The sequence below is a fragment of the Amycolatopsis sp. YIM 10 genome (assembly GCF_009429145.1).
Lineage (GTDB): Bacteria > Actinomycetota > Actinomycetes > Mycobacteriales > Pseudonocardiaceae > Amycolatopsis.
This window is the reverse complement of the sequence record NZ_CP045480.1, coordinates 6,884,410-6,909,188: the sequence shown is the minus strand read 5'-3', so window position 1 is coordinate 6,909,188 and position 24,779 is coordinate 6,884,410. Positions and strand designations below refer to the sequence as shown.

The window sequence follows — 24,779 nt, the reverse complement described above, 5'->3', positions numbered from 1 at the left end:
GCGTCATCTCCCGGGGTAGGTGATGTCCGGCCGCGGTGGTGGGGTCATGCCTGCGCCGAGGAAGTAGTCGACGTGGTGGGACTGCATGTATCCCTTGAGCGTCATGGCGTTGCGGTAGGCGGGGTTGTGCGCGAGCGTGTACAGCCTGGTGCTGGTCGGCTGGTTCGTGGTGAAGATGATCAGCTGGTTGTAGCTCGCGTTGGTGTAGACGGCTTCTTCACGCCAGTCACCGAGGATGTCGCCGTAGAAGGTGGGCTGGACGTCCTGGCTCGCGTCGACCGCGCCGTGGTTCGAGGTGGTGAGCAGCCGTTGCAGGCTGTTGGTGGGCTTGGGGTTGTCCGGGTCCCACTTCTCGAACTTGCCGTCGTTGAGCAGTTCCATCGTGATGTCGCCGTCCCACCACAGGCCCAGTTGCGGCCACGGCCTCAGTGACGTGTTCGGTTCGGTGAGCTGGTTCGCCGGTCCGTTGTAGAGGCCGGAGAAGGACCAGACCTCCATGCCGGGGAATCGCGGGTCGATGTCGCCCGCCATGCCGCGTCCCACGTCGGCGGTGCCGGCCGCGGTGTGCCGCCAGATGATGGAGCCGTTGGTGGCGTCGTAGTAGTACTCGCGCAGGCCGTTGGGATTGTCCTGCTGGACGCCGTAGCCTTGCAGGCCCGGCCGGCCGGGGTCCATTTTGGCGATGTGGAAGCGGTCGCCGTGGATGACTCCGCTGGGCGCCAGCGAGTAGCGCAGGGTGCCGTTTCCGTTGAGCACGAAACCGATCTCGGCGACTTCGTCGGTCCCGTCGCCGTCGACGTCGATGATGCGGGTGTTGTGCCCGTCGGGCAGGTTCTGGTTGCCGCGCAGGAACTTCCACTGCTGGGTCAGGGATTGGCCGGTGAACTGCCAGGCGCCCATCATGAGGTTGAATCCGCCGTTGCCGATCCGGTTTTTCATGAAGGCGACCAGGCTGGGCCGTGCACCGTCGAGGTGGCCCACGCCGAAGCGGGCGTACATCGGTCCGTCGGACAGGTAGTCGGCCGGGACCGGAGCGGTGGCGCGGGGCGCTCCGGTCATGCCGTCGAGGATGGCGATGAACTGGCGGTTGTTGTCGCTGTTGGTGAAGGTGGTGCCGTTGCCGAAGCGGACGCCGTTGGCGATGCGCACCGCGACCTCGGCGCGGCCGTCGCTGTCGAGGTCGTGGACGGTCACGCCGTCGTTGTGGCCGACGTCGATGGTGGACGATCCGCCTTCGATGTTGTTCTGGTTGGTGCTGTTCGGTCCCATGTCGACCGACCAGAGGAACTGGCCGTCGCGCCGGTACGCCTCGATCGCCTGGGGTGAGGTCTGGCGGTCCAGCACGTAGTCGTATTCACCGTCGCCGTCGAGGTCGCCGACCCAGACGAACTTCACCGGGCCACCGGCGCGCAGCGGTACGCGGACGACCGGCTCGACGGCCTGGTTGGCGGCCAGGGTGAAGACGCCGCTCGGTGGCTGCTCCGCGCCGTTGACGACGGGCCGTACCCGATAGCTGTTCGACCGGGTCGAGTCCACCGTCGAGTCGGTGAAGTTGGTACCACCGGTGAGTATCGCGGAGTTGAGCCTGACCTCCGGGCCGCCGCCCGTGGACCGGTACACGTTGAACCCGATGCCGTCCGGGTCGAGCCCCAGCAGCCGCCAGGAAACGAGCACGCTGTTGTTGCCGGATCGCACGGCCACGACGCCGCGGCCGAGGTTCTCCATCGGCCTGGCGGCCGCCGGCGCGACACCGTCCGCCGGCGTCGCGGCGCCCACGTCGACCGCGAACACCGTTGCCGTGGCGGACAGCAGGACGGCCGCGGCCACGGACAGCGAAACCTTGATGGACTGTTGCATGGATCCTCCCTGTGTTGCAGGGGTTTTCGCCGTGGCCTACGCGCTGAGCCAGGGGGAGCGGCCTTCCCGCGCGAGGAGATACTGTGAACGTGCACAGGTCATTCCCGTGCGATCCAGTCTGATGGAACCGCATGTTTTAGATCGTTTCAATACGGCGTTCGCATGATTCGTGTGAACGTGCACAGAGGCCTTAGGGCTTGACTGCGGCCGTCTCGAGCTGCCATGGTGGACGGAGTGGGAGCGCTCCCATCTGCGCTGCCGCAATGAATCGTGGGCGAGAACTCCCGCCGGAGCGGGGTCGCCTGCGTCTGTCCACAGTTGACGGTGAATGATGCCCGGTAGCCGCGTTTCCCGTGCGGTCTCGCCGATCAGGCCGACTCGCGGACGACGAGTTCGGTCGGCAGGATCACCGTGGCCGTCCCTTCGCCGTCGATCTGGGCCAGCACCTGACGCACCATCATCTCGCTGATGCGGTCCCACGGCTGCCGGATCGTGGTCAGCCGGGGGCGGGTGGTGGCCGCGACCGGTGAGTCGTCGAAGCCCCCGACGGCGATGTCGTCGGGCACGCGGAGACCAGCCCGGACGATCGCCGCCAGTGCACCTTCGGCCATCAGGTCCGATGCCACGAACACCGCGTCGACGTCCGGGACACGGGTGAGCAGCCGGTGCATGCACGCCTCGCCACTGTCCCTGCTGTAGTCACCGGTCGCCACCAATCGCCTGTCGTAGGCGATGCCGTGCTCGGCGAGCATTTCGCGGTAGCCAGCCAGCCGCTCCAGCCCGCCGGGGGTGTCGCGGGGACCGGTGATGGTCGCGATCCGCGTGCGGCCGGACTCGATGAGGTGGCGCACCATGTTCTTGGCCCCCTCACGGTCGTCGGCCGCCACATAGGACAGGGCGCCGCGCTGGCCGAGCGGCTTGCCGCAGCACACGAACGGCAGTTCGGCCCGCCGGAGAAGGTCGATCATCGGGTTGCCGCGGTGCGAGGAGAACAGCAGCACGCCGTCGACGTGGTGTGCCGAGAGGAACGGGGCGACGCGGCGGCGTTCGGCCTCGTTGCCCGCGGTGATCAGGACGAGCGGGAGATCCTGCTCGGCCAGCGCCCTGGTGCAGCCCCGCAGCAGGGTGGTGAAGTTGGGGTCCTCGAAGAACCGGTCCTGCGTCTCCGAGAGCAGGAACGCCACCGAGCCGGCGCGCTGGGTCACCAGGCTGCGTGCCGCCCGGTTCGCCACGTAGCCGAGCTTGCGGATCGCGGCGCCGACCGCCTCCTGGGCGGCCGGGCTGACGTTGTGCCCGCCCTGCAGGACACGCGAGACGGTGCCGCGGGAAACGCCGGAGTGCGCGGCGACGTCATGGATGGTCGGCGGGCGCTTCGTCCGCGCTCGCGTACGCCGCTGTGGCGCGGTGTCGGTCATCGGCCCACTTCCGCTGCGACTCCGAATCGTGCACGCTCACAGTAAGGACACCCGCTCGGCACTTTCAATAGCCGGTATTTGCCGTTGGCGCTTGAAAGTGGGCGACCGTCTTCGCTGTGCACGATCACAAAACAGGGCGCGGACAGAGCGGCACCGGCCGACCAGGTCGGCGGACAAGGGCCGCGGGACGTCAGGCGCCCTGAGTGCCCTGCTGGTCGATCGGGTAGAGACCGAGCACGCCGTCGGGGTCGGCGGGGTTGGCTCCCCGCACGTCACCGACATACAGCGTGATCCGTGCCTTGTAGCGGTCGAGAGCGGTGCGATCGCTCATGAAGGTGCCGAGGCCGAGCGGGTTCATGTTCGGGTAGTCGAAGATAGCCCTGGTGCCGGCGGGCGGGGCGACGTCGGTGCGGGCGCTCCAGGTGCCGATGTCGTGCTGCTGCGCGTCGCGGGACAGCAGCCAGCTCATGTACAGCTTCGCCGCTGCCTTGTGCGGTGCCTGCTTGAGGATCGCCGCGGTCTGCGGCCAGGCGACCCACGGGCTTTGCGCCGGGTAGGTCTGGTGCGCCAGGCCGTCGCGCCCACCGGAGGTGCCGAAGCTCGCGACGTATCCGTTGGTGCCGACGAGATCCGAGGAGTCCTGCGTGCCGCGGACGAATTTCGGGCGCTGTGCGAGCAGCTTGTTCAGGTAGTCGAAGCCGTACTTGTCGGTGAGTTGCTTGAAGTAGTAGAGGACCGCGTCGTCGTCGTTCGGGTAGGTGAAGACGAGCTTGTCCTTGAATTCCGGCTTGAGGAAGTCCGCGGCTTCCACCGGGGCGTTGCTGCCGAGCGCGGTGGCGGTGACGTTGGAGAAGGCGAAGAAGAACGCGCCGGTGTAGTAGCCGTCGGGGTCCTTGACCTGGTTGTAGACGCGGTCCCAGCCGACCGGCCGGTACTGCTCGAGGACGCCTTCGCGCTTCCAGCGCGGGTAGTCGTCGATGGTCTGCAGGTGCACGACGTCGGCGACGACCTTGCCCTCGGCGACCTGGTTGTCGACACGGGCGTCGTGGTTCTTGCTGAAGTCCACGATCACGTTCGCCTTGATCTTCGGGAACTTCTTCATGAACGCGTCACGCAGGTAGTCGGCCTGTCCGGGCTTGTCGCCGCCGGCGTAGACGACCAGATCGCCGCCTTCGGCCACCGCCTGCTCGTAGAGTTTCTGCAACTGCGCCTCTTCTCGGCTGCTCGTGTCGTTCGTGACGGGGGTCGCGGCCGCGGTGGCTCCGCTCGCCGCCAGCATGCTCGCGGTCAGCACCGCGAGGACCGCTTTGCGGTGGGACCTCATACTCAGCTCCTTCTGTGTCAGTCGGTCATCCCCAGCGCATCTCGCCCTTGGCGACCTCGGCACCGTCCACGGCCCTGCCGAGTTCGTCTTCGAACGCGAGCAGGTAGTCGCGGGTGGCGGTGAGGGCGGACGCGTCGGCTGGGCTGACGGTGACCGGGCACGACCAGGTCCGGGTCGAGGGCGGCCAGCCCGCCGCGGAGCTCGAAGCGGTGGCCTTCCAGCGCGAGGTCGCCGGTCAGCGGGGTCAGTTCGACGAGGCGGGTGGGCAGGTTCGCGCCCAGCGTCGCCCACGCCTTGAGCTTGCCCTCGTAGGAGTGCCGGATGTGCTCGATCACGTGCGGGGTGGCCACGAGCCTCGCGTTCGGAAAGGCGTCGGCGAGGACCTCGGCACCGAAGTAGAAATCCGGGTCGCCGTGGCTGACGAACACCGTAGTCAGCTGCTTGCCGGAGTCCAGTACCGCCGCGGCGAGCCGGTGGCCGTCGGCGCGGGTGAACCCGGCGTCCACCAGCAGCGCGTCGTGCCCGCCGGTGATCAGGGTGGCGGTCTTGTTCTTGCTGCCGGCGGGAAGGTCCAGGTCGAAGACGGTGAAGTCGATGGTGGTCACGTTCGTGCTCCCGGCGGGCATCCGCTACTGCAAATTTGAAGTACCAGCGACGCTAGCCAGAGATGTTTCAAATTTCAAGTTCTTACTTCAAATTTCACGTACCTGCTAGGCTGTGGCCGTGAAACCCAGGTGGCTGACCGCGGAGGAGCAGCGGACGTGGCGTGCCTACCGGGACCTCAGCCTGCTGCTGGAGGACACCCTCGACCAGCAGTTACGGCACGATGCGGGGCTCAGCCACCTGTACTACTCGGTGCTGGTGTTCCTCTCCGAGGCGCCCGATCGGCGGCTGCGGATGACCGACCTCGCCGAACAGTTGAAGGTCGCGCGGAGTCGCCTGACCTATGTCATCGGCCGCATGGTCGGCGAGGGCTGGGTGTGTCGCGAAGGCAACTCCGGTGACAAGCGCGGCCAACTCGCCGTGCTCACCGACGTGGGCATGGCCGTGCTCGAGAACGCCGCCCCCGGACACGCCGCCACCGTCCGCGCCACCGTGTTCGACCGGCTCACCCCCGAACAGGTCCACGCGTTCGGTGAAGCCTGCGAGACCATCCTCGCCGGCCTGACGGACCCGGACGGCCCCATCACCAACCCGCCCTGGCGTCGCTGAGCCACCCGTGCCCGCGCGGAGATGAGGAATGGGCGCCGCCCGATCCGGTCGCCGACCTGGCCGAAGATGATCGCCCCCAGTGGCTCCCGGACTGCTGCACCACTACTTCCCGCAGGTCGACGACCTCATCGCAGAAGTCTTCGCCACCGCGGTCGGCCGCGATCTCGACGAGTTGGGAGTCTCACTTTCCCGGTGTCGTGGAGAGACCGAACCCGCGGATGCGGACGACCTCGAACAGTTCGATGACGGGAAGGTTGATGACGAGCGCGTCCCCGTCGCGCCGTACCGGTAGTTCACGACGGGCGACCAGTGCGGTGGCGCGTTCGCCACCGGTCGCGTTCCGGATCACGAGGCGGCCCTCGCCAACGGGGACGTGCGGACCGAACGATCGGCGGCGGGCGCCGGTCTGGTTGAGCAGGTGCACCACGTGGCCGTCGTCGTCGCGACCGAGGATCAGCTCGACCTGCTCGGGCAACTCCGCACTCACCTGAACGCCCGCAAGTGGTTCGAGGACGCTCAGGAGGTGATCGCGCACCTCGGTCTTGGCGAATTCGCGGTAGGTGCGGCCGATCGTCCAGGTGATCATCGACGACGTGCCGGCGCCGTATCCGATCGAGGCCACTGCCGGGTCGCCGGTGGCGGTGTGGCCGTAGGACAGCTCGGGCGGGCCCCACGGTGCCTGCGCGAGAATCATGCCCGCCTTGGTGGTGCCGGGTTTCCAGACACAGCGGGCATTGGTGCCGTACACGGGGACAACCGAGCCGCTGAACGCGTTTTCGTCGATGCGTGGCTGTTCGTCGAGAGTGGCGTAGGTGGACCACACCTGATTGCCGGACAGCTCGTCGCCGATCCGGCGCACCGCGGGAAAGGCGGCCAGTTCGGCGCCTCCGGTCGCGGTGAAGCCGCTGTTGCCCGTGCTCAGCAGGTTTCCGCCGCGTTCGACGAACGCCTCGAGCACCGCCGCCGCGTCCCGGCCGATGGCCCCGACGCCCGGCAGCACGATCAGCCGGTAGCCCTCCAGCGGCGCCGAGGTCAGGCCGCTGAACGGGAGCACGTCGAACGGCAGGTGCTTCTGTTGCAGCGCTTGGTAAACCCCGCGGAACTCCTCGACCGTCTCCAGGAACTTCGCATGACCGTCGCGTCCGAACGCCGGGCGCACCAGTGCGATGGTGGCCGCAGGCCGCAGTGTCGCGTAGAGGTCGTGATGGTCGCGGTGGAACCGGGTCACGTGGCGGGCCTGGGAGACGCTCGCCATCGGGAGCCTGCCCGGCGCGCCGAGGATGTAGGTGGAGGGGTTGCCCCCGCGGGCGATCCCCTGCAGCAGGTGCTGGGCCACGTGTTCGGGTTGTTCCGCGCCCATGCGGTAGGTGGCGTCGATGTGCGCCGGTACGTTCACGATCAACGGGGTTTCCGGCTGTGCCGAGACGTGAGCGCTGACCGCTTCGGCCGTCCCGTGCGGCCACAGCTCCTTGCCCGGCATGTGCCGGAACGCGTTGTTGCCCTCGTGGTAGACGACCGAGCCACCGTTGTTGAGCACCAGCGCGAGGTCGCGTTCGCGCGTCGCGAGGTGATCGGTGTACCGGCGTCCCAGCTCGGCCTTGGTGGCCTCGGTGTAGCGCCGCCACAGCCCGAACGTGGCGGACTCCTGGCTGTCCGGCAGCTCCCGGCCGCCGCTGAACTCGGCGAAGCGCCGCGTGCAGGAGGCGCAGTGGCAGACGCCGTGGACGACCTCGCTGTAGTCGCGCTCGTTGAAGTTGAACCAGTTGAAGAAGAACCCGTCGACGGGGTAGCGGTCGAGGATCTCGTCGAGGATTTCGAACGCGCACTGCTGGTAGTACTCGCCGGACAGGCAGGTGCTGTGCAGCGCGTGGTAGATCTGGGGCCGGCCGGTGGCCGAGGCGAACAGCCACCCGGGATGCTCGGCGGCCACCCGCGCGGTGACCTTGGAGAGGTCGAGGCGCGCGATCACCCGCACACCCCGGCGGCCCGCCGCGCTCACCGCGTCGCCCAGCAGATCGCCGGACGGCCGGTCGGTGAGGAAGGGATTCGTCGCGTGGTAGGGGAGATCGGTCGGGTAGAACGCGGAGATGCCGCCGGCGTTGACCAGCCACGTGTCGGCGCCGTGGCGCTCGATGACGTCGAGCGCCGCCTCGACGTCCATGGTGGCGTCGATCTCCTGGAGGTTGGTCTGGAAGACGGTGAACGGCTGTTGCCACCTGCTGGGCATGGGTGATGAGCCTCCTTCAGGCGTTGGCGTGCGCCGGTCGCGGCTCGCGTAGCCGTTGCCGTTCGGCGCGGCGTTTCGCCTGCGCGACGGGGTCGGGGACCGGAGCGGCGAGCAGGAGCTTGCGGGTGTAGGCGTGCTCGGGCTCGGAGGTGACGGTGGCCGCTGGACCGGTTTCGACGATGTCGCCCCGGTACACCACGGCGACGCGATGGCTCACGTGGCGCACGACCGCGAGGTCGTGCGAGACGAACAGGTAGGCCACGCCGGTCCGGCGCTGGATGTCGATGAGCAGGTCGAGGACAAGTGCCTGGGTCGACAGGTCCAGTGCGGAGACCGGTTCGTCGCAGACGATGAGCTTCGGTCGCGGCGCCAGCGCCCGCGCGATCGCGACGCGCTGGCGCTGACCGCCGCTGAACTCGCGGGGAAGGCGTTCCGCCGCGTCACCCGGCAGCCCGACCTGGTCGAGCAACGCCTGGACCCGGGCGCGCGCGTCCTTCGTGCTCACCCCCTGCACCACCAGCGGCTCGCTCAGGATGTCGCCGATGGTCAGTGACGGGTTGAGCGAGGTGTAGGGGTCCTGGAAGACCACCTGGAGGTCACGGGCCAGCGCCCGGCGTTGCTTGGCCGGGGCGTGGGTGATGTCCTCGCCGCCGAACCGGATGGCTCCGCCGCTGGGCGGGGCGAGACCGAGCACGGCCCGGCCGATCGTGGTCTTGCCGGAGCCGGACTCGCCCACCACACCGAGGGTTTCGCCCTCGGCGATGGTGAGGCTGACGCCGTGGAGCACTTCGGCCGGTCGCGCGCGAAACCCCCGGCCGGGGTAGGTGACGCGCAGGTCTTCGACGCCGAGCAGAGGTGCCGTCATCACGGTTCCCTTCGCGCTGTGGCCGCGACCGGAGGGTCGGTGCGCACCGCGCTACCGTCCAGAATGGACTCCAGTAGCGTGCGGGTGTACGGGTGTTCCGGCTCGCGGAAGACGGTCAGCGTGGTGTCGGTCTCGACGACCTCGCCCTCGCGCATGACCACGACGCGGTCACAGCTGTCGGCGACGACGCCGAAGTTGTGCGTCACGAGCAGCACCGCCATCCCGGACTCCCGCCGCAGGTCGCGCAGCAGGTCGAGGATCTCGGCCTGGACGGTCACGTCGAGTGCCGTCGTCGGTTCGTCCGCGATCAGCAGCGCCGGTTCGCTCGCGACCGCTCCGGCGATCAGCACGCGCTGCGCCATACCGCCGGAGATCTGGTGGGGGTAACAGCCGAAGGTGCGTTCCGGGTCTTCGATCCCGACGCGGGTCAGCAAGGCCAGAATGCGCTCTTTGGCCTCCCGGTGCGAGATGCCGCGCGCGGCCCGGATGCCCTCGACCAGTTGGGCTCCCACGGTGAACGAGGGATCGAGGTTGGACATCGGCTCCTGCGGGACGTAGGCGATCGAGCGCCCGCGCACCGCGCACAGCTCGCGTTCACCCAACTCCAGCAGCTCACGCCCGTGCAGCCGGACCGAACCACTGGTGACGACGGCTTCCGCGGGCAGGAGGCCGAGAATCGCGAATGCCGTCTGGGATTTGCCGGAGCCGGATTCTCCCGCCACACCGACGGTTTCACCGGCGGCCACGGTGAGGGAGAGGTGGCTCACCACCTCACGCAGCTCTCCCGACGGCGTGGGATAGGCGATCGTGAGGTCGTGCACGGCCAGCAGGTCGCCGGTGGGTTCGCCGGCCTCCGGTTCCTTCCTGACCGGGGTGGCGACCTTCACCGGCTTCGGGCGGGATCCCTCGAGCGCGTCGCGCAACGCATTGCCCAGCAGCACCAGCGAGGCGGTGAGAAGGCCGAGCAGGAAGCTCGGCCAGGCGAACTGCGACGGGTCGACGTACAGGTTGCGGAACCCGTCCGAGATCATGGCGCCGAAGCTCGGCACGGTGTTCGATCCCACGCCGAGGAACGCCAGCCCGGACTGCACCCCGATGGCCGAGCCCATGAGGAACGCGGCGGCGATGATGATGGGGCCGCGCACGATGACGAGCACGTGGCGGCGGAGGATGCGCCGCGCCGGCAGCCCGGAGACCCGTGCGGCGTCGACGTACAGCTCGTTGCGCACGCCGACGACCAGGTTGCGCACCAGGCGATAGATGGAGGGGGAGAGCAGCACCCCGAAGATCGCCATCGTCACGCGGTAGTCGCCGTTGGTCACCGGCATCAGCACGACCAGCAGCAGGATGCCGGGGAAGGTCATGATCAGGCTGAACACCCATTCGGTGAGACCGCGGATCCGGCGGCTGAAGTAGCCGCCGACGAGTCCGAAGCTCACCCCGACCACGAGCGCCACGGTCGTCGCGACCACCGCCGACACCGCGCTGGTGCGGATCGAGAACAGCAGCCGCGCCCAGATGTCGCGTCCGCTGTGGTCACCGCCCAGCGGGTACCCCGGCGTACCGGTGCCCGCGTTGACCGCGTCGAGCGAGGAGTCGTTGGGTCCGTGCTCGGCCAGCAGGGGCGCGAGCACGCCCATGACCACGATGACGAGCAGCAGCCCGCCGGTGATCAGTGCCTGCGGGTCCGTCCGCAGCCGGCGGGCCGCCGACCGGCGCGGTGCGACCGGCTTCTGTTCCGCTGTCAGGGTTTCGACGCTCAATGGATCCTCGCTTTGGGATTGAGCCAGCCGTTGACCAGGTCGATCACGAGATTGAGGCTGACGACCATCAGGACGCTGAACACGGTGATGCCCATGATGATCGGGACGTCACCCTTGAGCGACGCGTTGAACGCGTACGAGCCGAACCCGGGCAGGGCGAAGACGTTCTCGATGATGAGAGCGGCCCCGAACATCTGCAGGAACTCGAGGGACAGCACGGTGAGCGCCGGTCCGGCGGCGTTGCGCAGCGCGTGGCGGTAGATGACCGAGCGCGTGGGAATGCCCCGTGACCGCAGCGTGCGCACGTAGTCCTTGCGGAGTTCGTCGATCATGCTGCCGCGGATCTGCGCGGTCATGTTGGCGATTCCGTTGACGACGAGCACGATCACCGGGATGGTGATGGTCGCCGCCCACCGCCCGGGGTCCTCCGCGAGTGGCGTGTACCCGGTGGCGGGCAACAGCTTCAGGTTGATCGCCACCGCGAACACCAGCACGATGGCGATCAGCAGGCCGGGCACCAGGTGGCCGATCAGCGACAGGCCCTGCGCGATCCGGTCGGCGACGCCGCCGCGCACGGCGGACAGCACACCGAGCGCCACGCTGACCACGACGCTGATCAGCAGGGCGACGACGATGATCGACAACGTGACGCCGAGCCTGCCGGTCACCGCGTGCACCACGTCCTCACTGGTGAAGTAGGACGTGCCGAAGTCGCCGCGCACGGTGTGCCACAGCCAGTCGAGGTACTGCACGAGCACCGGGCGGTCGAGCCCCATCTGGGCCTTCATCGGCCCGATGAGCTCCGGGGTGGCCGCCGGGCCGAGCACGGCCGCGACCACGCGGTCGAACGACGTGCTCAGCAGCAGGAAGGTGATCAGGGTGACCAGCACGGCGAGCACCAGGCCCGTCGCGAGCCGGCGCGCGATGTAGGTGATCATGCTCCGCTCTCCCGATCAAGCCGGTTCGCCGATCCGTCCAGGAGCAGCCGCAGGGCGGAGTGGTCGAGTTCGCCGTGCCCCGCCGCGACCGCTTCGCTCATGAGCAGGTGCACCAGGCCCGTACCGGGCAATGACACGCCGAGTTCCTCCGCGGCTTCCACCGCGAGCCCCATGTCCTTGCGGTGCAACCTGATCCGGAAGCCCGGCGTGAACTCTTCGGTCACCATCCGCGCGCCGTGCACTTCGAGCACCCGCGACGAGGCGAATCCGCCCATCAGCGCACCACGGACGGCGGCGGGATCCGCGCCGGCGGCCTCGGCGAGGTACAACGCCTCCGCGACAGCCTCGATGGTCAGTCCGACCACCACCTGGTTCGCGATCTTCGCCACCTGACCGGCGCCGGACGGGCCGATGTGCGAGATCCTCGAGCCGAGCGCCTCGAAGATCGGCCGCGCCTTCGCCACGGCGCCGGACTCACCGCCGACCATGATCGAGAGCGTGCCGTCCCGGGCCCCGATCTCACCGCCGGACACCGGTGCGTCGAGGTGGGTGCCGCCGGCCCGGTGCACCTCCTCGGCGAGTTTTCGTTCCGCCGCGGGGGAGATCGAACTCATGTCGATGACCAGCGTGCCCGGCCGCAGCGCACTCAGGACGCCGTCCTCGTCGCGCACGGCCTTCTCGACATCCGGGGTGTCCGGCAGCATGAGGACGACGACCTCGCTGTCGCGGGTCGCCTCGGCCGCGGACGTCGTGTAGTGGACGGTGGTCCCGAGCGCGTCGCGGGCCGCCGGGGTGTCGCGGTGGACGGTCAGCCGATGCCCCGCCGCGGCGAGGTTGGCCGCCATGGGGCGGCCCATCACGCCCGTACCGATGAAGCCGATGTCCACTTCAGACACTCCTCACTGCGTTGTCCAGCACGAGCTTCGCCACCGTCTCCGGTACGGCGGCCGGCGCGAGGTGGCCGACCGACGGCAGGATCTCCAGCCGGGCGTGTGCGATGGCGCGCGCGATGGCGCGTTGTTCCCGAGGCGGCGTCGCCGGGTCTTCGGCGCCGCCGATGACGAGGGTGGGGGCGTCGATCGCGGCGAGGTCGCTCCGGACGTCCGCGTCGGCGAGCACGTCGCACCCCATCGCGTAACCCTCGGGTGGCGTCGACCGCACCATGTCCTCGTGCGCCCGCACCACCTCGGGCCGCAGGCCCCGGAAGTCCCGCGCGAACCACCGCTCCAGCACGGCGGGCACGATCGGGTCCAGGCCGTGCTGCCGGACCGTCGCGGCGCGGTCGATCCAGCTCCGCCGGTCCAGCACGGCGGCACAGCACATCGCGGTCAGGGACCGGACCCGGTCCGGTGCCCTGCTCGCGGCGCGGAGCGCGATCATGCCGCCGATCGAGATCCCGGCGAGGTGCGCGCCGGCCGCACCGTGCCGGTCGAGGACCGCGAACAGGTCGTCGACGAGGTCGTCGAGCAGCGCGGTCGCCGGGGCCGCCGCGGCGGTACCGTGGCCGCGCTGGTCGAACCGCACCACGTCGAAGGATTCCGCCAGTGGCGCAACGACCTCGTCCCACAGGGCGGTCGTGGTGCCGAGCGAGTTCAGCAGGACGATCGTTCCGGCGGCGCCGTCCGGTCCGGTCGCACGATCAACCACCACGTCAGGGGTTTCCTCACTGGCGGACATCGAACGTCCTGATCGTCGAGAGCACGTTCGCGCCGGTGCCCAGGTACTCGACGCCCGGCCTGGTCACCCAGTTGCTGCTGCTGGTGAACAGCGGAGCGAACCAGGCGTTGTCGACCACGTAGGTGTTGATCTGCCGGTAGACCTCGTCGGCCTGGGCGGGGTCCGTCGTGGCCGCTGCTTTGTCCAGCAGTGCGGTCAGTTCTGGGGCCTGGTGCTTGAACGGGTTTGTCGATCCGGCCGCGGCCAGCTTGGAGTTGACCGTTCGCGGTGCCGGTACGGTGGCGGCGATGTTGAAGTACACCGGGTACTCACCGGTCTGCGTGCTGTCCTGCGGCGGTACCGGCTTCCAGTCCGCGGTGATGCCGATGTCGGCGAGCGACTGCGTGATCGTCGGCTGCACCATCTGGGACATCACGTTGGCCGGGATGGTGAGGGTGAATCCGCCCGCGTAGCCTGCCTCGGCCAGCAAACGGCGGGCGCCTTCGGGATCGAAGGGATACCGGTCGTTGAGTTCCGGGAGGTACGCCGGTGACTTCGGGTTGAAGATCTGGGTGGTGGGCTGACCGAGACCGCCGAGGATCTTGTCGACGATCTTCTGGCGGTCGAACGCCATGTTGATCGCGCGCCGCACCCGGACGTCGGACAGCGCCGGTGCCAGCTTTCCGCCCCGGTCGGCCAGGACGAATTCCCCGACCGCGAGCCCGTCGACGCGCTTGAGGGTCAGTCCGGCGTTCTGGGTGGCCTGCGCCTGGTTCGCGTCGACGGAGCCGGCGTCCACTTCGCCGGACAGCAGCGCGTTGAACAGGGCCGTGCGGTCGGGGAGCACCCGGATCGTGACCGTCCGCGCCGGGTAGGCCGCGGCGTTCCAGTAGTCGCCGCGGCGGTGCAGCACGTACTTGGAGCCGTTGACGGTGGCCTGGCGGTCGAGCGTGTACGGCCCGGAACCCACCGGGTCGAGCGCGGTCTGCGGGGAGTCGAGCGTCGCTGGATCCGCGATGACCCCGTTGCCCTGAGCCAGGGCGCCGAGCAGGTTGGGGTCGGGGTGGGCGAGGTTCAGCACCACCGTGCGGTCGTCGGGTGCCTCGATCGATCGAACAGCGTCGAGGTTGCTCTGCAGTGGTCCGGGGGTGGTCCTGGTGCGTTCGATAGTCGTCTGCACGGCTGCCGCGGTGACCGGGGTTCCGGTGCTGAACGTCATGCCCGCGCGCAGGGTCAAGGTCAGTTCGCGGGCGTCGTCGGAGTACTGCCAGCTTTCCGCGGCATTGGGCTGCAGGACGGCGTTGTTGTCGTTGTAGAGCAGTGTGTCGTAGATCGATGACCAGAGGTACATCTGCTGACCCTCGAGCAACTGCACCGGGTCCAGTGAATTCGGCGGGGCCTGCACGCCGAGCGTGAGCGTGCCGGCGCCCGACGAGCCGGACTCGGGACTGCCGCAGGAGGAGATCGGCAACAGGACCGCGACGACCACCGCGGTCACCGTCCACCGCGCCTTGCGCGAACGAACATGCATTTGACTCACACCTTTGTGATGAACGCGATGGATTCGGCGCTGCCGCGATCCAATCTGGACTGTTGTGCTCCTGGGGTGGCTTCGGCCGGCGACGTGGTGTTCAGGTGCGCCGGTGCCGCGTGTAGATGTCGCGCTCGGTCAGCGCGTTCATCAGGGGCTCGCCGGCGCGGTAACGCCGGGCGTTCTCGACGACGATGCCGATCGAGCGCTGGGTGCGGTCCGGCAGAGCCGGGGTCAGGTGGGGGGTGATCAGGACGTTGGGGGAGTCCCAGAGCGCCGATTCCGGCGGAAGCGGCTCGGGGTCGGCGACGTCGAGTCCCGCGCCCGCGATCTCCCCGGCGTGCAGGGCTTTCACCAGTGCGTCCTGATCGATGACCGGTCCACGCGCCATGTTGATGATGAACGCGGTGCTCTTCATCCTGGCGAACTCGCCGGCCGAGAACAGATGATGGGTGGCGTCGGTCAGCTGGGTCGCGAGCATGATGACATCGGCCTCAGCCACGAGCCGGTCCATGGTGTCGCCGCGGTCGGCCGACAGCATGACGTCCACGTCCGCGGTCCCAGCGCCCGCGCTGCGGCGGTAGACGATCACCCGCATCCCGAACGCCTTGCCGATGCGCGCCATTTCCCTTGCCGTGTGGCCGAATCCGACGATGCCGAGCGTCTTGCCCCACAACGCGAGCTGCTTTTCGTAGCCGGGAGCCGGTCTCCACTGGTGCGCGTCCTGCATCTCGAGGAGCCCCCGCGCGTCGAACGTGAGCGCGAGCGCGAAGTAGAACCCGTGCTGCGCCAGCGCGGGAGCGGACCGGCCCGCGGAGCCGGTGACGAGCAGGCCGCGTTCGAACACCTCGGGCCGCGCGGACCTGGTGAGTCCCGAGTGGTCGCAGTGCACCCACCGCAACCTCGGTGCGCGGAGATGGCGGTCGTCGAGGTCTCCCGCGATCACGGCGACGTCCGCGTGCTCGAGTGCCGCCGCGATCCCGTCGGCGTCCCACGGCTGAACGTGCACGAACTCCGCCGGCGCGAACGCCTGCCGCAACTGCTCGACCTGGCCGTCGTCGAACATGACCGTAGCCAGCACACTGTGGATCTCTCGAGCCGGGTGGTCGCCGTTCATGACCCGGAACTCCTCGGACTCGCGGGTCGCCGCGCGAGCTTCCACCTGGTGCGGAGATCGTGCGCGGCCGACTTGGGCTTGCGGTCACGCGTGAAGACGCCTTTCCGGTTGCCGTCGACGCGGTGGATCCCGGGAGCGGTGGCGAAGTCCGCGAAGTTCCAGACGTGCTCACCGGTGACCGCGTCGACCCGGTCGAACACGCGGTGGCACATCGCCAGAAACGCCTGCTGATAGTCCTCCGTCCACGGAATGTCCCACACCGACCGCAGTCCGGGCATGGCGTCCGCGCCGTATTCGGCCATGATCAGCGGCTTGCCGAACCGCTCGGCCCAGCCGCGCAACTCCTTCTCCAGGTTCCGTTCCGCGCTGGCGAGGTCGCCGTTGTCCAGGTACCACCCGTAGTAGCGGTTGAGGCTCAGCACGTCGAACAGGTCGGCGATCTTGTCGTTCCGGAAGGTCGCGAACATGACGACGCTGTAGGTGATCGGCCGGGTGGGGTCGAGCGACCGGGTGAGCGAGACGAGTGGTTCGAAGTACTTCCGCGCGCCGTCCTCGTGGGAGGCGGGTTCGTTGGCCAGGCACCACATGACCACGCTGGGGTGGTTCTTGTCCCGCGCCACCAGTTCCCGGATGTGCTGGGCGTGCGCGGCCTGCGTCTGGTCGCCGAAGGTCTCCGGGGAGAACGTCGGTTTGGTACCGACGCCGCTCAGCCCGCCCGTCACAGCGAGGTTGAGACCGACGGCCGCGGTCTCGTCGACCACGACGATGCCGTGCCGGTCCGCGAACTCGATCACTTCCTCGGCGTAGGGGTAGTGCGAGGTGCGGAAAGAGTTGGCACCGACCCACCGCAACAGCTGGAAGTCGTGCACCAGGTAGGCGTCGTCGTGGCCCTTGCCCCGGACCGGTGAGTCCTCGTGCTTGCCGAAACCGGTGAAGTAGAAGGGTTCGCCGTTGATCAGGAACTGGGTGCCGCGCACCTCGACGGTCCGGATGCCCACGTCGAGCGGGTAGCTGTCGAGCAGGACATCGCCGTCGAACAGTTCGGCTTCGAGCCGGTAGAGGTACGCGGCCCCCGGTTGCCAGAGGACGGCGTTCTCGACGCGCAGCCTGCCGTTCGCGCCGTCCCCGGCGGCGACCACGGCACCAGCCTCGTCGCGCAGGCGGACCCGGACCTCGGCGGCCGTCGACGTCTCGACGCTGTAGTCCACGGTGCCCGCGGTACCGTCCACATCGGTCACGACGGTGATGTCGGTGATCCGGGTCCGCGGCACGCTGTACAGCCAGACCGATCTGGCCAGGCCCGCGTAGTTGTAGAAGTCGTGCAGGTACTTCTGGCTGCGGCGGCCGTCCTGGGCGACCGTGACGCTGCCCGGCGGGATGGTGACGTTCGTGAGTTCGTTGCTCACCCCGATGGTCAGCCGGAACTCCTCGCCCGCCACGACAAGGTCCGTGACGTCGGCGTCGAACGGCGTGTAGCCGCCCTGGTGCTCGGCGACCAGCGTGTTGCCGGCGTAGACCCGGCCGGCGTGCGTAGCCGCGTCCACCCGCACCAGGATGCGGTCTCCGGCCCAGCCTCGCGGCACGCGGACGGTGCGCTGGTACCACACCCAGCCCACGTGGTCGCGGATCTCCGGATCGACGAACAGGTCGTTGTAGCTCGACGGCACCGCGGCTTCGGTACCGCCGTCGAGCAGTGCGTGCCACGGCTGGGGGACCGCGGGTTTGTCGACGGCGAACCGCCAGAGCCCGTCGAGGTTGACCAGCTCACGGGTGGCGGTGATGCGTGGTTTCAGCATGATCCCCTTCTCAGCTCAGGGAGTTGCGCTTGGCGATGGCACCCAGGAAGCGCGCACTGTCCTTGACCGTGCGCCGCTGGGTTGCCCTGTCGACGGCGATGAGGCCGAATTTCGGCCGGTAGCCGAACATCCACTCGTAGTTGTCCAAGGCCGACCAGTAGAAGTAGCCGCGCACGTCGACGCCGTCGGCCAGGCAACGCTGCAGGCCATCGGTCGCTTGGCGGACGAACTCCACCCGCCGGGTGTCGTCGGCGGTGGCGACGCCGTGTTCGGTGACGAACAGCGGCAGGCCCGCGGTGGCGGCGCGCCGCAGCACGTTCTCCAGCGCCCGCGGGTAGAACTCGTATCCCATCTGGGTGCGCTCGGCGTCCTCCGGCGGAGGCGATGCCCCGACACGCGCCCTGGTGTAGTTCTGCACACCGAGGAAATCGTCGTCCGCGATCGTCGGCAGATAGTCGCCGAAGGTCTCCGCCCACCGTTCGCGTGCGACTTCCTCGGTGCCGGGTGCGGGCTGGTAGTCCTGCAGTGCGAGGGTGATTCCGACCTTTGTGGACGGACTGACCTCCCGGATGGCCTGTCGTGCCAGCACGTGTGCCCGCTTCGCGATGTCCGGCCCGGCTTCGCCGAACGCGAACAGGAACACCTTCGGCCGGTCGGCGCCGAGCAGCGCGCCCGTGATGTCCGCACCGACCGGCGCCTGGTCGGCCGCCTGCCGAGCGGGGAGGTCCTTGATCATCTGGTGGGTCAGCCGGGCGATGTTCGCCTCGTTGATCGTCACCACGTAGGGGATGAGCGAACCCAGTTCTCCCAGCACGACGCGGCAGTGGGCCGCGAACCGGTCAGGGGTCTCCCCGCCCTCCCAGCCGCCGAGGTCCGGCAGCCACTTGGGGCTCGCGAAGTGGTGCAGCGTCACCATCGGGGTCAGCCCGAATTCGTGGCAGGCCGTCAGCACGTCGCGGTAGTGCTCGATCGCCGCCCGGGACACGAAGCCGGGCTCCGGCTCGACCCGCGACCACTCGATGGAGAAGCGGTAGCTGGTGAAGCCGAGTTCCTTCAGCAGCGCGAGGTCCTCGCGGTAGAGCCGGTAGTGGTCGCACGCGTCTCCGCTCGGCTCGGCGAACCGGGAGCCGGGCGCGTGCTCCAGTGCCCAGAGGTCGCTGGCGATGTTGTTGCCCTCCACCTGGTGACCGGCCGTAGCCGCGCCCCAGAGGAAGCCGTCGGGGAACACCATCGGCGAACTCCTAACAAACACGCGTTACCAACGCGCGTTAGTAGACGCTGTCGACGGTTTGCGCAGCAAGGGGTTCGCGCATAACGACTGGGTAACGGCGACGTTCGGGGTGTGTCTCTGAGTAACTAACGCGCGCTATATCTGCATGTCGTGCCACCCTGGCACGACCAGTGAGTGGCGAGAGGTCCATGACGCGATCCAGTAGACGCAGTACCAGCGAGGACGTCGCGCGTGCGGCTGGTGTCTCACGCACCACCGTGAGCTTCGTGCTCAACAACCGGCCAGGTCAGTCCATCCCCGAGGAGACCAGGCAACGCGTGCTGGAGGCGGCCCGGCGCCTTGACTACCGTCCGCACGCGTCGGCGCGCACCCTCGCGGCCGGGCGCAGCGACCTCGTCCTGTTGTCGATCCCGGACACCCGCCTCGGGCCCGGCACCAGCCGCTTCGTCGAGGAACTCACCGCGGCGCTGGCCGAGCACGGACTCACCCTGATCACCCACCTCGCGGGAGCACACGACCGGCTGCCGGACGTGTGCGCGACCGTCAACGCTTCCGCGGTCGTCGGGTTGAGCCCGTTCGACGCCGAGACCGCGGACGCTCTGCACCGGGCCGGCGCCGAGGTCGTGCTGCCGCTCTCCGACCCGCGGGGCGGTGTCGGCGACGCGATGGAGCTGGCCGGCCGGCTACAGGCAGAGCACCTGATCAGCCTCGGGCACCGCCGGCTCGGCTACGCCATGCCGGTCCATCCCGGATTGCGCGTCATGGCCGACGCGCGCTTCGCCGGTGTCACCGGTGCATGCGCCGCGGCCGGTATCGCCGCTCCGGTGGTGGAAGAGATCGGCCTGGAAATCGCCGACGCGAGCCGGGCGGTGACGCGGTGGCGTTCGAGCGGCGTGACGGGCGTGTGCGCCTACAACGACGAGACCGCGATCGCCGTGCTGGCCGGTGTGCGCGACCAGGGCGTCGCCGTTCCCGAAGAGCTGGCCGTCGTCGGCGTCGACGACATCCCCACGGCGAAGCTGGCGGCCCCGCCGCTCAGCACGATCCGCTTCGACGTCCACGAGGCCGGCCGTCGGCGCGCTGAAGCGATCGTGGCCACCCTGTCGGGCCAGAAGGTCGAGCCGTCGTCGGACGCGGGCGGGCCGCTGCTCGTGCGACGCAGCTCCACCTGACACCGGAGGGTGCCTCGGCGGGTCTCACCGCAGGCCGAGGAGGGCGTCGGCGGTGCCATGGGCGATCCGCTCGCGGGTTCCGGCGGGCAGGGCGAGTTGCCGGAGCCAGTCAGTGGCGTGCTTGTTCTCGGAGAAGGGGTAGTCGACGGAGAAGATGATCCGCTCGTCGCCGAACGTCGCCCGGGCCAGCCGGAGCGGGCCGTCGAAGAAGTAGCCGCTGGTCGTGATCCAGAAATTCTCTCGGAGGTAGTCGTCGATCGGCTTGGCGAGGTCGGCCCGCGGCGCGTACAGCGACATCATTTCTTCGATCCGTTCCCAGTGGAACGGGAGCCCTTCGCCCAGGTGTCCGATGATGATCTTCAGGTCCGGGTGGCGGTCGAATGCCCCGGTGACGATCAGGCGCAGCGCGTGCAGTGACGTTTCGTAGTGCCAGCCGTAGCCTCCGGTCTGGAGCACCTGTCCGATCGACGGGTTCAGGCCCCCGTAGTAGACGTCGGACACTGCTCGCGGTGGCATCCCGGGGTGCAGGTAGAGCGGGACACCGAGGCGCGCCGCGGCGTCGAGTACCGGATCGAAGTCCGGGTGGTCGAGGAACCGTCCCGCGACGGTGCCGCAGATCATCGCCCCGACGAAACCCAGCTGGTCGACGGCGCGCTCAAGTTCGGCCGCGGCCGCTTCGGGAAGGCTGACGGGCAAGGCGGCGAACGCCGAGAAGCGGTCCGGCCGGGCAGCGACGAAACGCTGGTGCATGACGTCGTTGACCGCGCGAGTCTGTTCTGCGGACAGTTCGTTCGCCACTGGTGAGGAGAAGGAGACCACCTGGACGTCGATTCCGGCCGCGTCCATGTCCGCGAGCCTGCGGTCGGTTGTGCCGGTCAGCCGTTCGGACAGTCCGTGCGGCATCCACGAGGTATCCGTGCCGACGAGGTGTTCGGGAGGTACGTAGTGCTCTTCGATGGCGACGATGCGCATGATTGCTCCTTTGAGGACGGAGATGTGCCGGGTGGGTCAGCCGGCGGTGTCCAGCGTGTAGCGCGTGGCCGGGGTAGGCCGGTTTCCGCCGAGCAGCAGGGCGGTTTCGGCACCGGCCAGTGCGTCGATGGCGGTGGTGTCCTCCAGGCCGGGTACGCAGATGGTCTCGCCCGAGCGCAGACCGGACAGGCTCGCGGCGGCGACGTCTTCGGCGGACATGGCTGTCGGCACACCGATTCCGTAACCGCCGTCGAAGTCGGTGGCGACGATTCCGGGGCACACCACCTGCATCCGGACGGAGGTGCCGGCGAGTTCGGTCGCGAGGGTGCGAGTGAACGCCACTGTGGCCGCCTTCGCGGCCGTGTAGAGAGCCCGGGGCGGAATCCGTTCGTCGGTCACCTGTGCGCTGAACGCCAGCAGGGAGGCGACGGTCACGATCGCCCCCTCGTTCGCGGCGAGCATCCCCGGCAGAGCGGCGTGGGCCACCCGGGCCGGGGCGACCGCGTTGAGCGTCAGCAGCCGGTCGACGTCGGCCGGGTCGACGTCGGCGAGCCGCGCGTATCCACCGGCGCCGGCGTTGCTGATCAGCAGCCGCACATCGCCGGTGGCCAGGCGCTCGCTCACCCTCGCCAGACCACCGGGGGTGGCGAGGTCGGCACGCAGCACCTCCACCGCGGCCCCGGTTGCGCGGAGTTCCGCGGCCAGCTCGTTCAGCCGGTCGAGCCGCCGGGCGACGAGGACGAAGTCGTGTTCGCGGGAGAGCAGCCGGGCGTAGGCCGCTCCGATGCCGGACGAAGCGCCGGTGATCAACGCGAGGGTTCGGGTCATGCCCACACCGTAGCCTCAAATGGCTGTCTAATGTCAAGCGTTTGATATGAAGCACATGTTGTATGCTCCGCCGGTGGACGACCCCGTGGAGAAGATGGCCCCGTTGGACGGCCCCCTGGATCGAGTGCTCTGGGCGCTGCGGAGAGCCGAGATGTCCATGCAGGCCTTGAAGGAGCAACGACTGCGGCCGTTGGGCCTGGCTCCGGCGCACTACTCGCTGATGCTGGCGGTTCGGGTGGACCCGGGGCTCACCGGCGCGGAGCTCGCGCGGCGGCTCGGGGTGACCCCGCAGGCGGTGGCGTCCCTGGTGGGCAAGCTGGAGAAACGTGGCCACCTGCGGCGCCGCGCTCATCCGCGGCACCGGCACATCCAGGAGCTGTATCTCACCGGCAGCGGCGAGGAGGAACTGGTCGCGGCGGACGCGGTGATCGCCTCGCTCGAGCACAAGGTCGTTCAGGCGTTGGGTGTCACCGACGCGCGGCAGCTGAAGAACCTGCTGCACCAGGTGGCCGACGTCATGCAGGAAACACCGGCCGCCGACGGAAGCGGGGTTCGTAGCGGTACAGCAGCGCCGGATCGATCCGCGCGTTGACCAGCTCGTCGACATCCGTCCCGGCTTGCGGCAGCTCCCCTACTCGAACACTCCGTAGCCCGCGACGGCGTGTGCCCGGACGCCGTCCATGTCGAGCTCCACGCCGATGCCGGGAGTGTCGGGAAGGGTGATGTAGCCGTCCTTGACGATCGAGCCGCTCCCGTCGGGGGCGTGGACGTAGCTGTCCCACACCGCGCGCTCCTCGAGGGCGTGCCATTCCTGGACGAGGAAGTTGGGGATCGCTCCGCACTGGTGCGACGTGGCCATCGTGCCCAGTGGCGTCGACACCAGGTGCGGTGCGAAGGGAATGTAGTGGAGCTCCGCGAGGTTGGCGATCTTCTTGGCCTCGGCGAGGCCACCGCACTTCGGCACGTCCGGCTCGATGACGTCCACGGCGCCGCGTTCGAGCAACTCGCGGAATCCCCACCGCAGGTAGAGGTTCTCGCCCGCGCAGATCGGCGTGCGGGTTTGCGCGCGTACCCGCACCAGCGCGTCGACGTTCTCCGCCGGCAGCGGCTCCTCGAGCCACATCAGGTGGAACGGCTCGAGCTCCCACGAGATCCGGCATGCGCTCGGCACGTCGTAGCGGGCGTGCAGGTCGATGGCCAGATCGACGTCCGGTCCGATCGCTTCCCGTACGGCTGCCACGCGGTCGACCATCGAGCGCAGTTCGGCGGCGTTGATCGTGTGGTTGAAGGCGTCGAACTTGGCCGGGTGGTGCAGGTCGTCGATGTCGAACTTGATGGCGGTGAAGCCTTCGGCGACCATCCGCTGGGCCCGGTCGACGCACCCGGCGATCGAGCCCGCTGGGTCGTCGCCGTCGCCGCAGTCGGCGTAGAGGCGGATCCGGTCGCGGAACTTCCCGCCGAGCAGCCGGTGGACCGGCTGGCCCGCGGCCTTGCCGGCGAGGTCCCACAGCGCGAGCTCGATCCCGGACAGGGCGATCACGGACACCCCGCCCTGGGGGCCCGCGAAGACCTTGCCGCGGCGCAGCTTCTCCCAGCACCGCTCGACGTTGCGCGGGTCCTCGCCGATCAGGAGGGGCGTCAGGAAGCTGATCATTCCGACGACGGCGCCCGCGCCGGCATCGGGATTGGCCTCGCCGAACCCGCTGACGCCCTCGTCGGTGTCGATCCGCACCAGCGTGGCTTGACCGTGGTAGGCCACCACTGCCGTCGTGACGTTCACGATCCGCATTGCTCTCCCGCCGCCGGGTCATGCAGAGGAACGGACTATTGCGATGCCCACTTGTCATATAAGCTGATGACATGCCAAGGAGACAAGAGTCTCCGGACGCTGTCAAGATCCGGACTCTCCCGGTGCAGGTGGCGGCCCACCTGACCCGGCGCATCGTCAGCGGCGACTTCGAGAACGGCCGGGCCCCGTCGGAGCTCGACATCTCCCAGGAGTTCGGGGTGTCCCGCGTGGTGGCGCGGGAGACGCTCAAGATCCTTGCCTCGCTTGACATCGTCGACGTCGCGCAGGGCCGCCGCGTCGTCGTGCGCCCCCGCGCGGAGTGGGACTACCTGAGCCCGTTGCTGGTCGAGTGGCTGCCCACGGAGATCGTCGGCGAGCTGCTGCAGGAACTGCACCAGATGCGCGTGCTGCTCGAACCCGAACTCGCCGCGATGGCCGCGGCCAGCATCACCGACGAGACGCTGGACCGGCTCAGGGGCGAGATCGACCGCATGTCGGCGCTTGAGGGGGACCCCGAGGCCTATCTCGAGGTCGACCACGAATTCCACATGGAGATCTGCCGCGCGGCCGACAACCGCATCCTCGACCGGATCATGTACTCCGCCCGCTGGCTCGGCACGGCCAGCCGGCGCGTCACCAACGAGGCGCCGGCCGGGCTGCACCGCGCCACCGTCGACCACACGGAGATCTACGAGGCGCTCGTGGCGCGCGACCCGGCGGGTGCCCGCGCGGCGATGCGGAGGCACCTGAGCAACAACTACTCCACGCTCCTCGCGGAGAAGGAGCAGCAGACCAAGCGGGCCGCCCGGCGCCGCTAGCGCACTGCACGACCGAGATCCGGAACCGATGACGAGGACGGACGAGGCATGGCAGCACCCGCGATCCCGCCGATCCGGTCGGGGCTGATCGGCACCGGACTCGCGGTCGAGAAGCTGCACCGGCCGGCGTCACGCGGGCTCGCCGGATCCGAGTCGGAGCGCCGCGTGACGCGCAGCAGCTCCGACGCTGCCACCCACCGTTGCTCGACCGGGCTGTCGACAGCCAGCCAGGACAACGCATCAGCAGTTCGGCGTCCTTCGCCGCATG

The 24,779-nt window shown here is 69.0% G+C and carries 21 protein-coding genes; 4 read left to right on the top strand and 17 right to left on the bottom strand.

Translation table 11 applies throughout. The features are described from left to right. Positions 1–3: 3 nt before the first annotated feature. The 4 genes from YIM_RS32485 to YIM_RS32470 all read right to left on the bottom strand — a co-directional run bounded on the left by YIM_RS32485 (position 4) and on the right by YIM_RS32470 (position 5,201). The gene (locus tag YIM_RS32485; protein ID WP_153033951.1) at positions 4–1,857 is read right to left on the bottom strand and encodes a hypothetical protein; all 1,854 of its coding nucleotides are present in this window, start codon (positions 1,855–1,857) and stop codon (positions 4–6) included. A 368-nt stretch (positions 1,858–2,225) separates the two neighbouring features. Beyond that, complete coding sequence (locus YIM_RS32480; protein WP_153033950.1) at positions 2,226–3,272, bottom strand: LacI family DNA-binding transcriptional regulator; 1,047 nt, start codon at positions 3,270–3,272, stop codon at positions 2,226–2,228. Between the two features lie 190 nt (positions 3,273–3,462). Continuing rightward, positions 3,463–4,596, bottom strand: a complete 1,134-nt coding sequence (locus tag YIM_RS32475) for an ABC transporter substrate-binding protein (protein ID WP_153033949.1) — start codon at positions 4,594–4,596, stop codon at positions 3,463–3,465. Positions 4,597–4,613: 17 nt separating this feature from the next. After that, positions 4,614–5,201 carry an MBL fold metallo-hydrolase gene (locus YIM_RS32470; protein WP_228004146.1) on the bottom strand — a complete coding sequence of 196 codons (588 nt, stop codon included), beginning with the start codon at positions 5,199–5,201 and terminating at the stop codon, positions 4,614–4,616. Between the two features lie 118 nt (positions 5,202–5,319). On the opposite strand from YIM_RS32470, the gene YIM_RS32465 reads away from it, so the two are divergent. Continuing rightward, positions 5,320–5,808, top strand: coding sequence for a MarR family winged helix-turn-helix transcriptional regulator (locus tag YIM_RS32465; protein ID WP_153033948.1), 489 nt, complete (start codon positions 5,320–5,322; stop codon positions 5,806–5,808). 181 nt (positions 5,809–5,989) lie between these two features. Here YIM_RS32465 and YIM_RS32460 read toward each other — a convergent pair whose 3' ends face one another. From YIM_RS32460 to YIM_RS32415, 10 genes are all read right to left on the bottom strand, one after another. Continuing rightward, the gene (locus YIM_RS32460; RefSeq protein ID WP_153033947.1) at positions 5,990–8,035 is read right to left on the bottom strand and encodes an alpha-amylase family protein; all 2,046 of its coding nucleotides are present in this window, start codon (positions 8,033–8,035) and stop codon (positions 5,990–5,992) included. A 16-nt stretch (positions 8,036–8,051) separates the two neighbouring features. After that, the gene (locus YIM_RS32455) at positions 8,052–8,900 is read right to left on the bottom strand and encodes an ATP-binding cassette domain-containing protein (protein WP_153033946.1); all 849 of its coding nucleotides are present in this window, start codon (positions 8,898–8,900) and stop codon (positions 8,052–8,054) included. Beyond that, positions 8,900–10,663, bottom strand: a complete 1,764-nt coding sequence (locus YIM_RS32450) for a dipeptide/oligopeptide/nickel ABC transporter permease/ATP-binding protein (RefSeq protein WP_228004145.1) — start codon at positions 10,661–10,663, stop codon at positions 8,900–8,902. The genes YIM_RS32455 and YIM_RS32450 overlap by 1 nt, the downstream gene beginning before the upstream one ends. Beyond that, entirely contained in the window at positions 10,660–11,601 is a 942-nt protein-coding gene (locus YIM_RS32445) for an ABC transporter permease (protein ID WP_153033945.1), read from the bottom strand. The genes YIM_RS32450 and YIM_RS32445 overlap by 4 nt, the downstream gene beginning before the upstream one ends. Continuing rightward, positions 11,598–12,488 carry an NAD(P)-dependent oxidoreductase gene (locus YIM_RS32440; protein WP_153033944.1) on the bottom strand — a complete coding sequence of 297 codons (891 nt, stop codon included), beginning with the start codon at positions 12,486–12,488 and terminating at the stop codon, positions 11,598–11,600. The genes YIM_RS32445 and YIM_RS32440 overlap by 4 nt, the downstream gene beginning before the upstream one ends. Position 12,489: 1 nt before the next feature. After that, complete coding sequence (locus YIM_RS32435; RefSeq protein WP_153033943.1) at positions 12,490–13,278, bottom strand: alpha/beta fold hydrolase; 789 nt, start codon at positions 13,276–13,278, stop codon at positions 12,490–12,492. Then, entirely contained in the window at positions 13,265–14,788 is a 1,524-nt protein-coding gene (locus YIM_RS32430; protein WP_153033942.1) for an ABC transporter substrate-binding protein, read from the bottom strand. Before YIM_RS32430 ends, YIM_RS32435 begins: the two co-directional genes overlap by 14 nt. Before the next feature lie 100 nt (positions 14,789–14,888). Then, positions 14,889–15,905, bottom strand: a complete 1,017-nt coding sequence (locus tag YIM_RS32425; RefSeq protein WP_153033941.1) for a D-2-hydroxyacid dehydrogenase — start codon at positions 15,903–15,905, stop codon at positions 14,889–14,891. Then, positions 15,902–17,701: a beta-glucuronidase gene (uidA, locus tag YIM_RS32420; protein ID WP_153033940.1), complete on the bottom strand. Its 1,800-nt coding sequence runs from the start codon at positions 17,699–17,701 to the stop codon at positions 15,902–15,904. Before uidA ends, YIM_RS32425 begins: the two co-directional genes overlap by 4 nt. Before the next feature lie 10 nt (positions 17,702–17,711). Further along, positions 17,712–18,932 (bottom strand): glycoside hydrolase family 1 protein, encoded by a 1,221-nt coding sequence (locus tag YIM_RS32415; RefSeq protein WP_153033939.1) that lies wholly within the window; start codon positions 18,930–18,932, stop codon positions 17,712–17,714. 188 nt (positions 18,933–19,120) lie between these two features. Between YIM_RS32415 and YIM_RS32410 the strand changes: the two genes are divergently transcribed. Further along, positions 19,121–20,104, top strand: a complete 984-nt coding sequence (locus YIM_RS32410) for a LacI family DNA-binding transcriptional regulator (protein WP_153033938.1) — start codon at positions 19,121–19,123, stop codon at positions 20,102–20,104. A 24-nt stretch (positions 20,105–20,128) separates the two neighbouring features. Here YIM_RS32410 and YIM_RS32405 read toward each other — a convergent pair whose 3' ends face one another. After that, on the bottom strand, positions 20,129–21,076 hold the full coding sequence (locus YIM_RS32405; RefSeq protein WP_153033937.1) for an amidohydrolase family protein: 948 nt from the start codon (positions 21,074–21,076) through the stop codon (positions 20,129–20,131). A 36-nt stretch (positions 21,077–21,112) separates the two neighbouring features. Further along, positions 21,113–21,904: an SDR family oxidoreductase gene (locus YIM_RS32400; protein WP_153033936.1), complete on the bottom strand. Its 792-nt coding sequence runs from the start codon at positions 21,902–21,904 to the stop codon at positions 21,113–21,115. 73 nt (positions 21,905–21,977) lie between these two features. Here YIM_RS32400 and YIM_RS32395 point away from each other — a divergent pair, with 73 nt between their 5' ends. Then, the gene (locus YIM_RS32395; RefSeq protein WP_228004144.1) at positions 21,978–22,496 is read left to right on the top strand and encodes a MarR family winged helix-turn-helix transcriptional regulator; all 519 of its coding nucleotides are present in this window, start codon (positions 21,978–21,980) and stop codon (positions 22,494–22,496) included. Between the two features lie 39 nt (positions 22,497–22,535). Here the strand turns inward: YIM_RS32395 and YIM_RS32390 are convergent, their stop codons facing one another. Beyond that, entirely contained in the window at positions 22,536–23,693 is a 1,158-nt protein-coding gene (locus tag YIM_RS32390; protein WP_153033935.1) for a mandelate racemase/muconate lactonizing enzyme family protein, read from the bottom strand. A 71-nt stretch (positions 23,694–23,764) separates the two neighbouring features. Here YIM_RS32390 and YIM_RS32385 point away from each other — a divergent pair, with 71 nt between their 5' ends. Next, on the top strand, positions 23,765–24,511 hold the full coding sequence (locus tag YIM_RS32385) for a FadR/GntR family transcriptional regulator (RefSeq protein WP_228004143.1): 747 nt from the start codon (positions 23,765–23,767) through the stop codon (positions 24,509–24,511). The last annotated feature ends 268 nt before the right edge of the window (positions 24,512–24,779 follow it).

What these genes read in the sequence shown, in the direction of transcription:
- YIM_RS32485 (WP_153033951.1), bottom strand. Translation starts at nt 1,857, where the DNA reads ATGCAACAGTCCATCAAGGTTTCGCTGTCCGTGGCCGCGGCCGTCCTG.
- YIM_RS32480 (WP_153033950.1), bottom strand. Translation starts at nt 3,272, where the DNA reads ATGACCGACACCGCGCCACAGCGGCGTACGCGAGCGCGGACGAAGCGC.
- YIM_RS32475 (WP_153033949.1), bottom strand. Translation starts at nt 4,596, where the DNA reads ATGAGGTCCCACCGCAAAGCGGTCCTCGCGGTGCTGACCGCGAGCATG.
- YIM_RS32460 (WP_153033947.1), bottom strand. Translation starts at nt 8,035, where the DNA reads ATGCCCAGCAGGTGGCAACAGCCGTTCACCGTCTTCCAGACCAACCTC.
- YIM_RS32455 (WP_153033946.1), bottom strand. Translation starts at nt 8,900, where the DNA reads ATGACGGCACCTCTGCTCGGCGTCGAAGACCTGCGCGTCACCTACCCC.
- YIM_RS32445 (WP_153033945.1), bottom strand. Translation starts at nt 11,601, where the DNA reads ATGATCACCTACATCGCGCGCCGGCTCGCGACGGGCCTGGTGCTCGCC.
- YIM_RS32435 (WP_153033943.1), bottom strand. Translation starts at nt 13,278, where the DNA reads ATGTCCGCCAGTGAGGAAACCCCTGACGTGGTGGTTGATCGTGCGACC.
- YIM_RS32430 (WP_153033942.1), bottom strand. Translation starts at nt 14,788, where the DNA reads ATGCATGTTCGTTCGCGCAAGGCGCGGTGGACGGTGACCGCGGTGGTC.
- YIM_RS32425 (WP_153033941.1), bottom strand. Translation starts at nt 15,905, where the DNA reads ATGAACGGCGACCACCCGGCTCGAGAGATCCACAGTGTGCTGGCTACG.
- uidA (WP_153033940.1), bottom strand. Translation starts at nt 17,701, where the DNA reads ATGCTGAAACCACGCATCACCGCCACCCGTGAGCTGGTCAACCTCGAC.
- YIM_RS32415 (WP_153033939.1), bottom strand. Translation starts at nt 18,932, where the DNA reads ATGGTGTTCCCCGACGGCTTCCTCTGGGGCGCGGCTACGGCCGGTCAC.
- YIM_RS32410 (WP_153033938.1), top strand. Translation starts at nt 19,121, where the DNA reads ATGACGCGATCCAGTAGACGCAGTACCAGCGAGGACGTCGCGCGTGCG.
- YIM_RS32405 (WP_153033937.1), bottom strand. Translation starts at nt 21,076, where the DNA reads ATGCGCATCGTCGCCATCGAAGAGCACTACGTACCTCCCGAACACCTC.
- YIM_RS32400 (WP_153033936.1), bottom strand. Translation starts at nt 21,904, where the DNA reads ATGACCCGAACCCTCGCGTTGATCACCGGCGCTTCGTCCGGCATCGGA.
- YIM_RS32390 (WP_153033935.1), bottom strand. Translation starts at nt 23,693, where the DNA reads ATGCGGATCGTGAACGTCACGACGGCAGTGGTGGCCTACCACGGTCAA.
- YIM_RS32385 (WP_228004143.1), top strand. Translation starts at nt 23,765, where the DNA reads ATGCCAAGGAGACAAGAGTCTCCGGACGCTGTCAAGATCCGGACTCTC.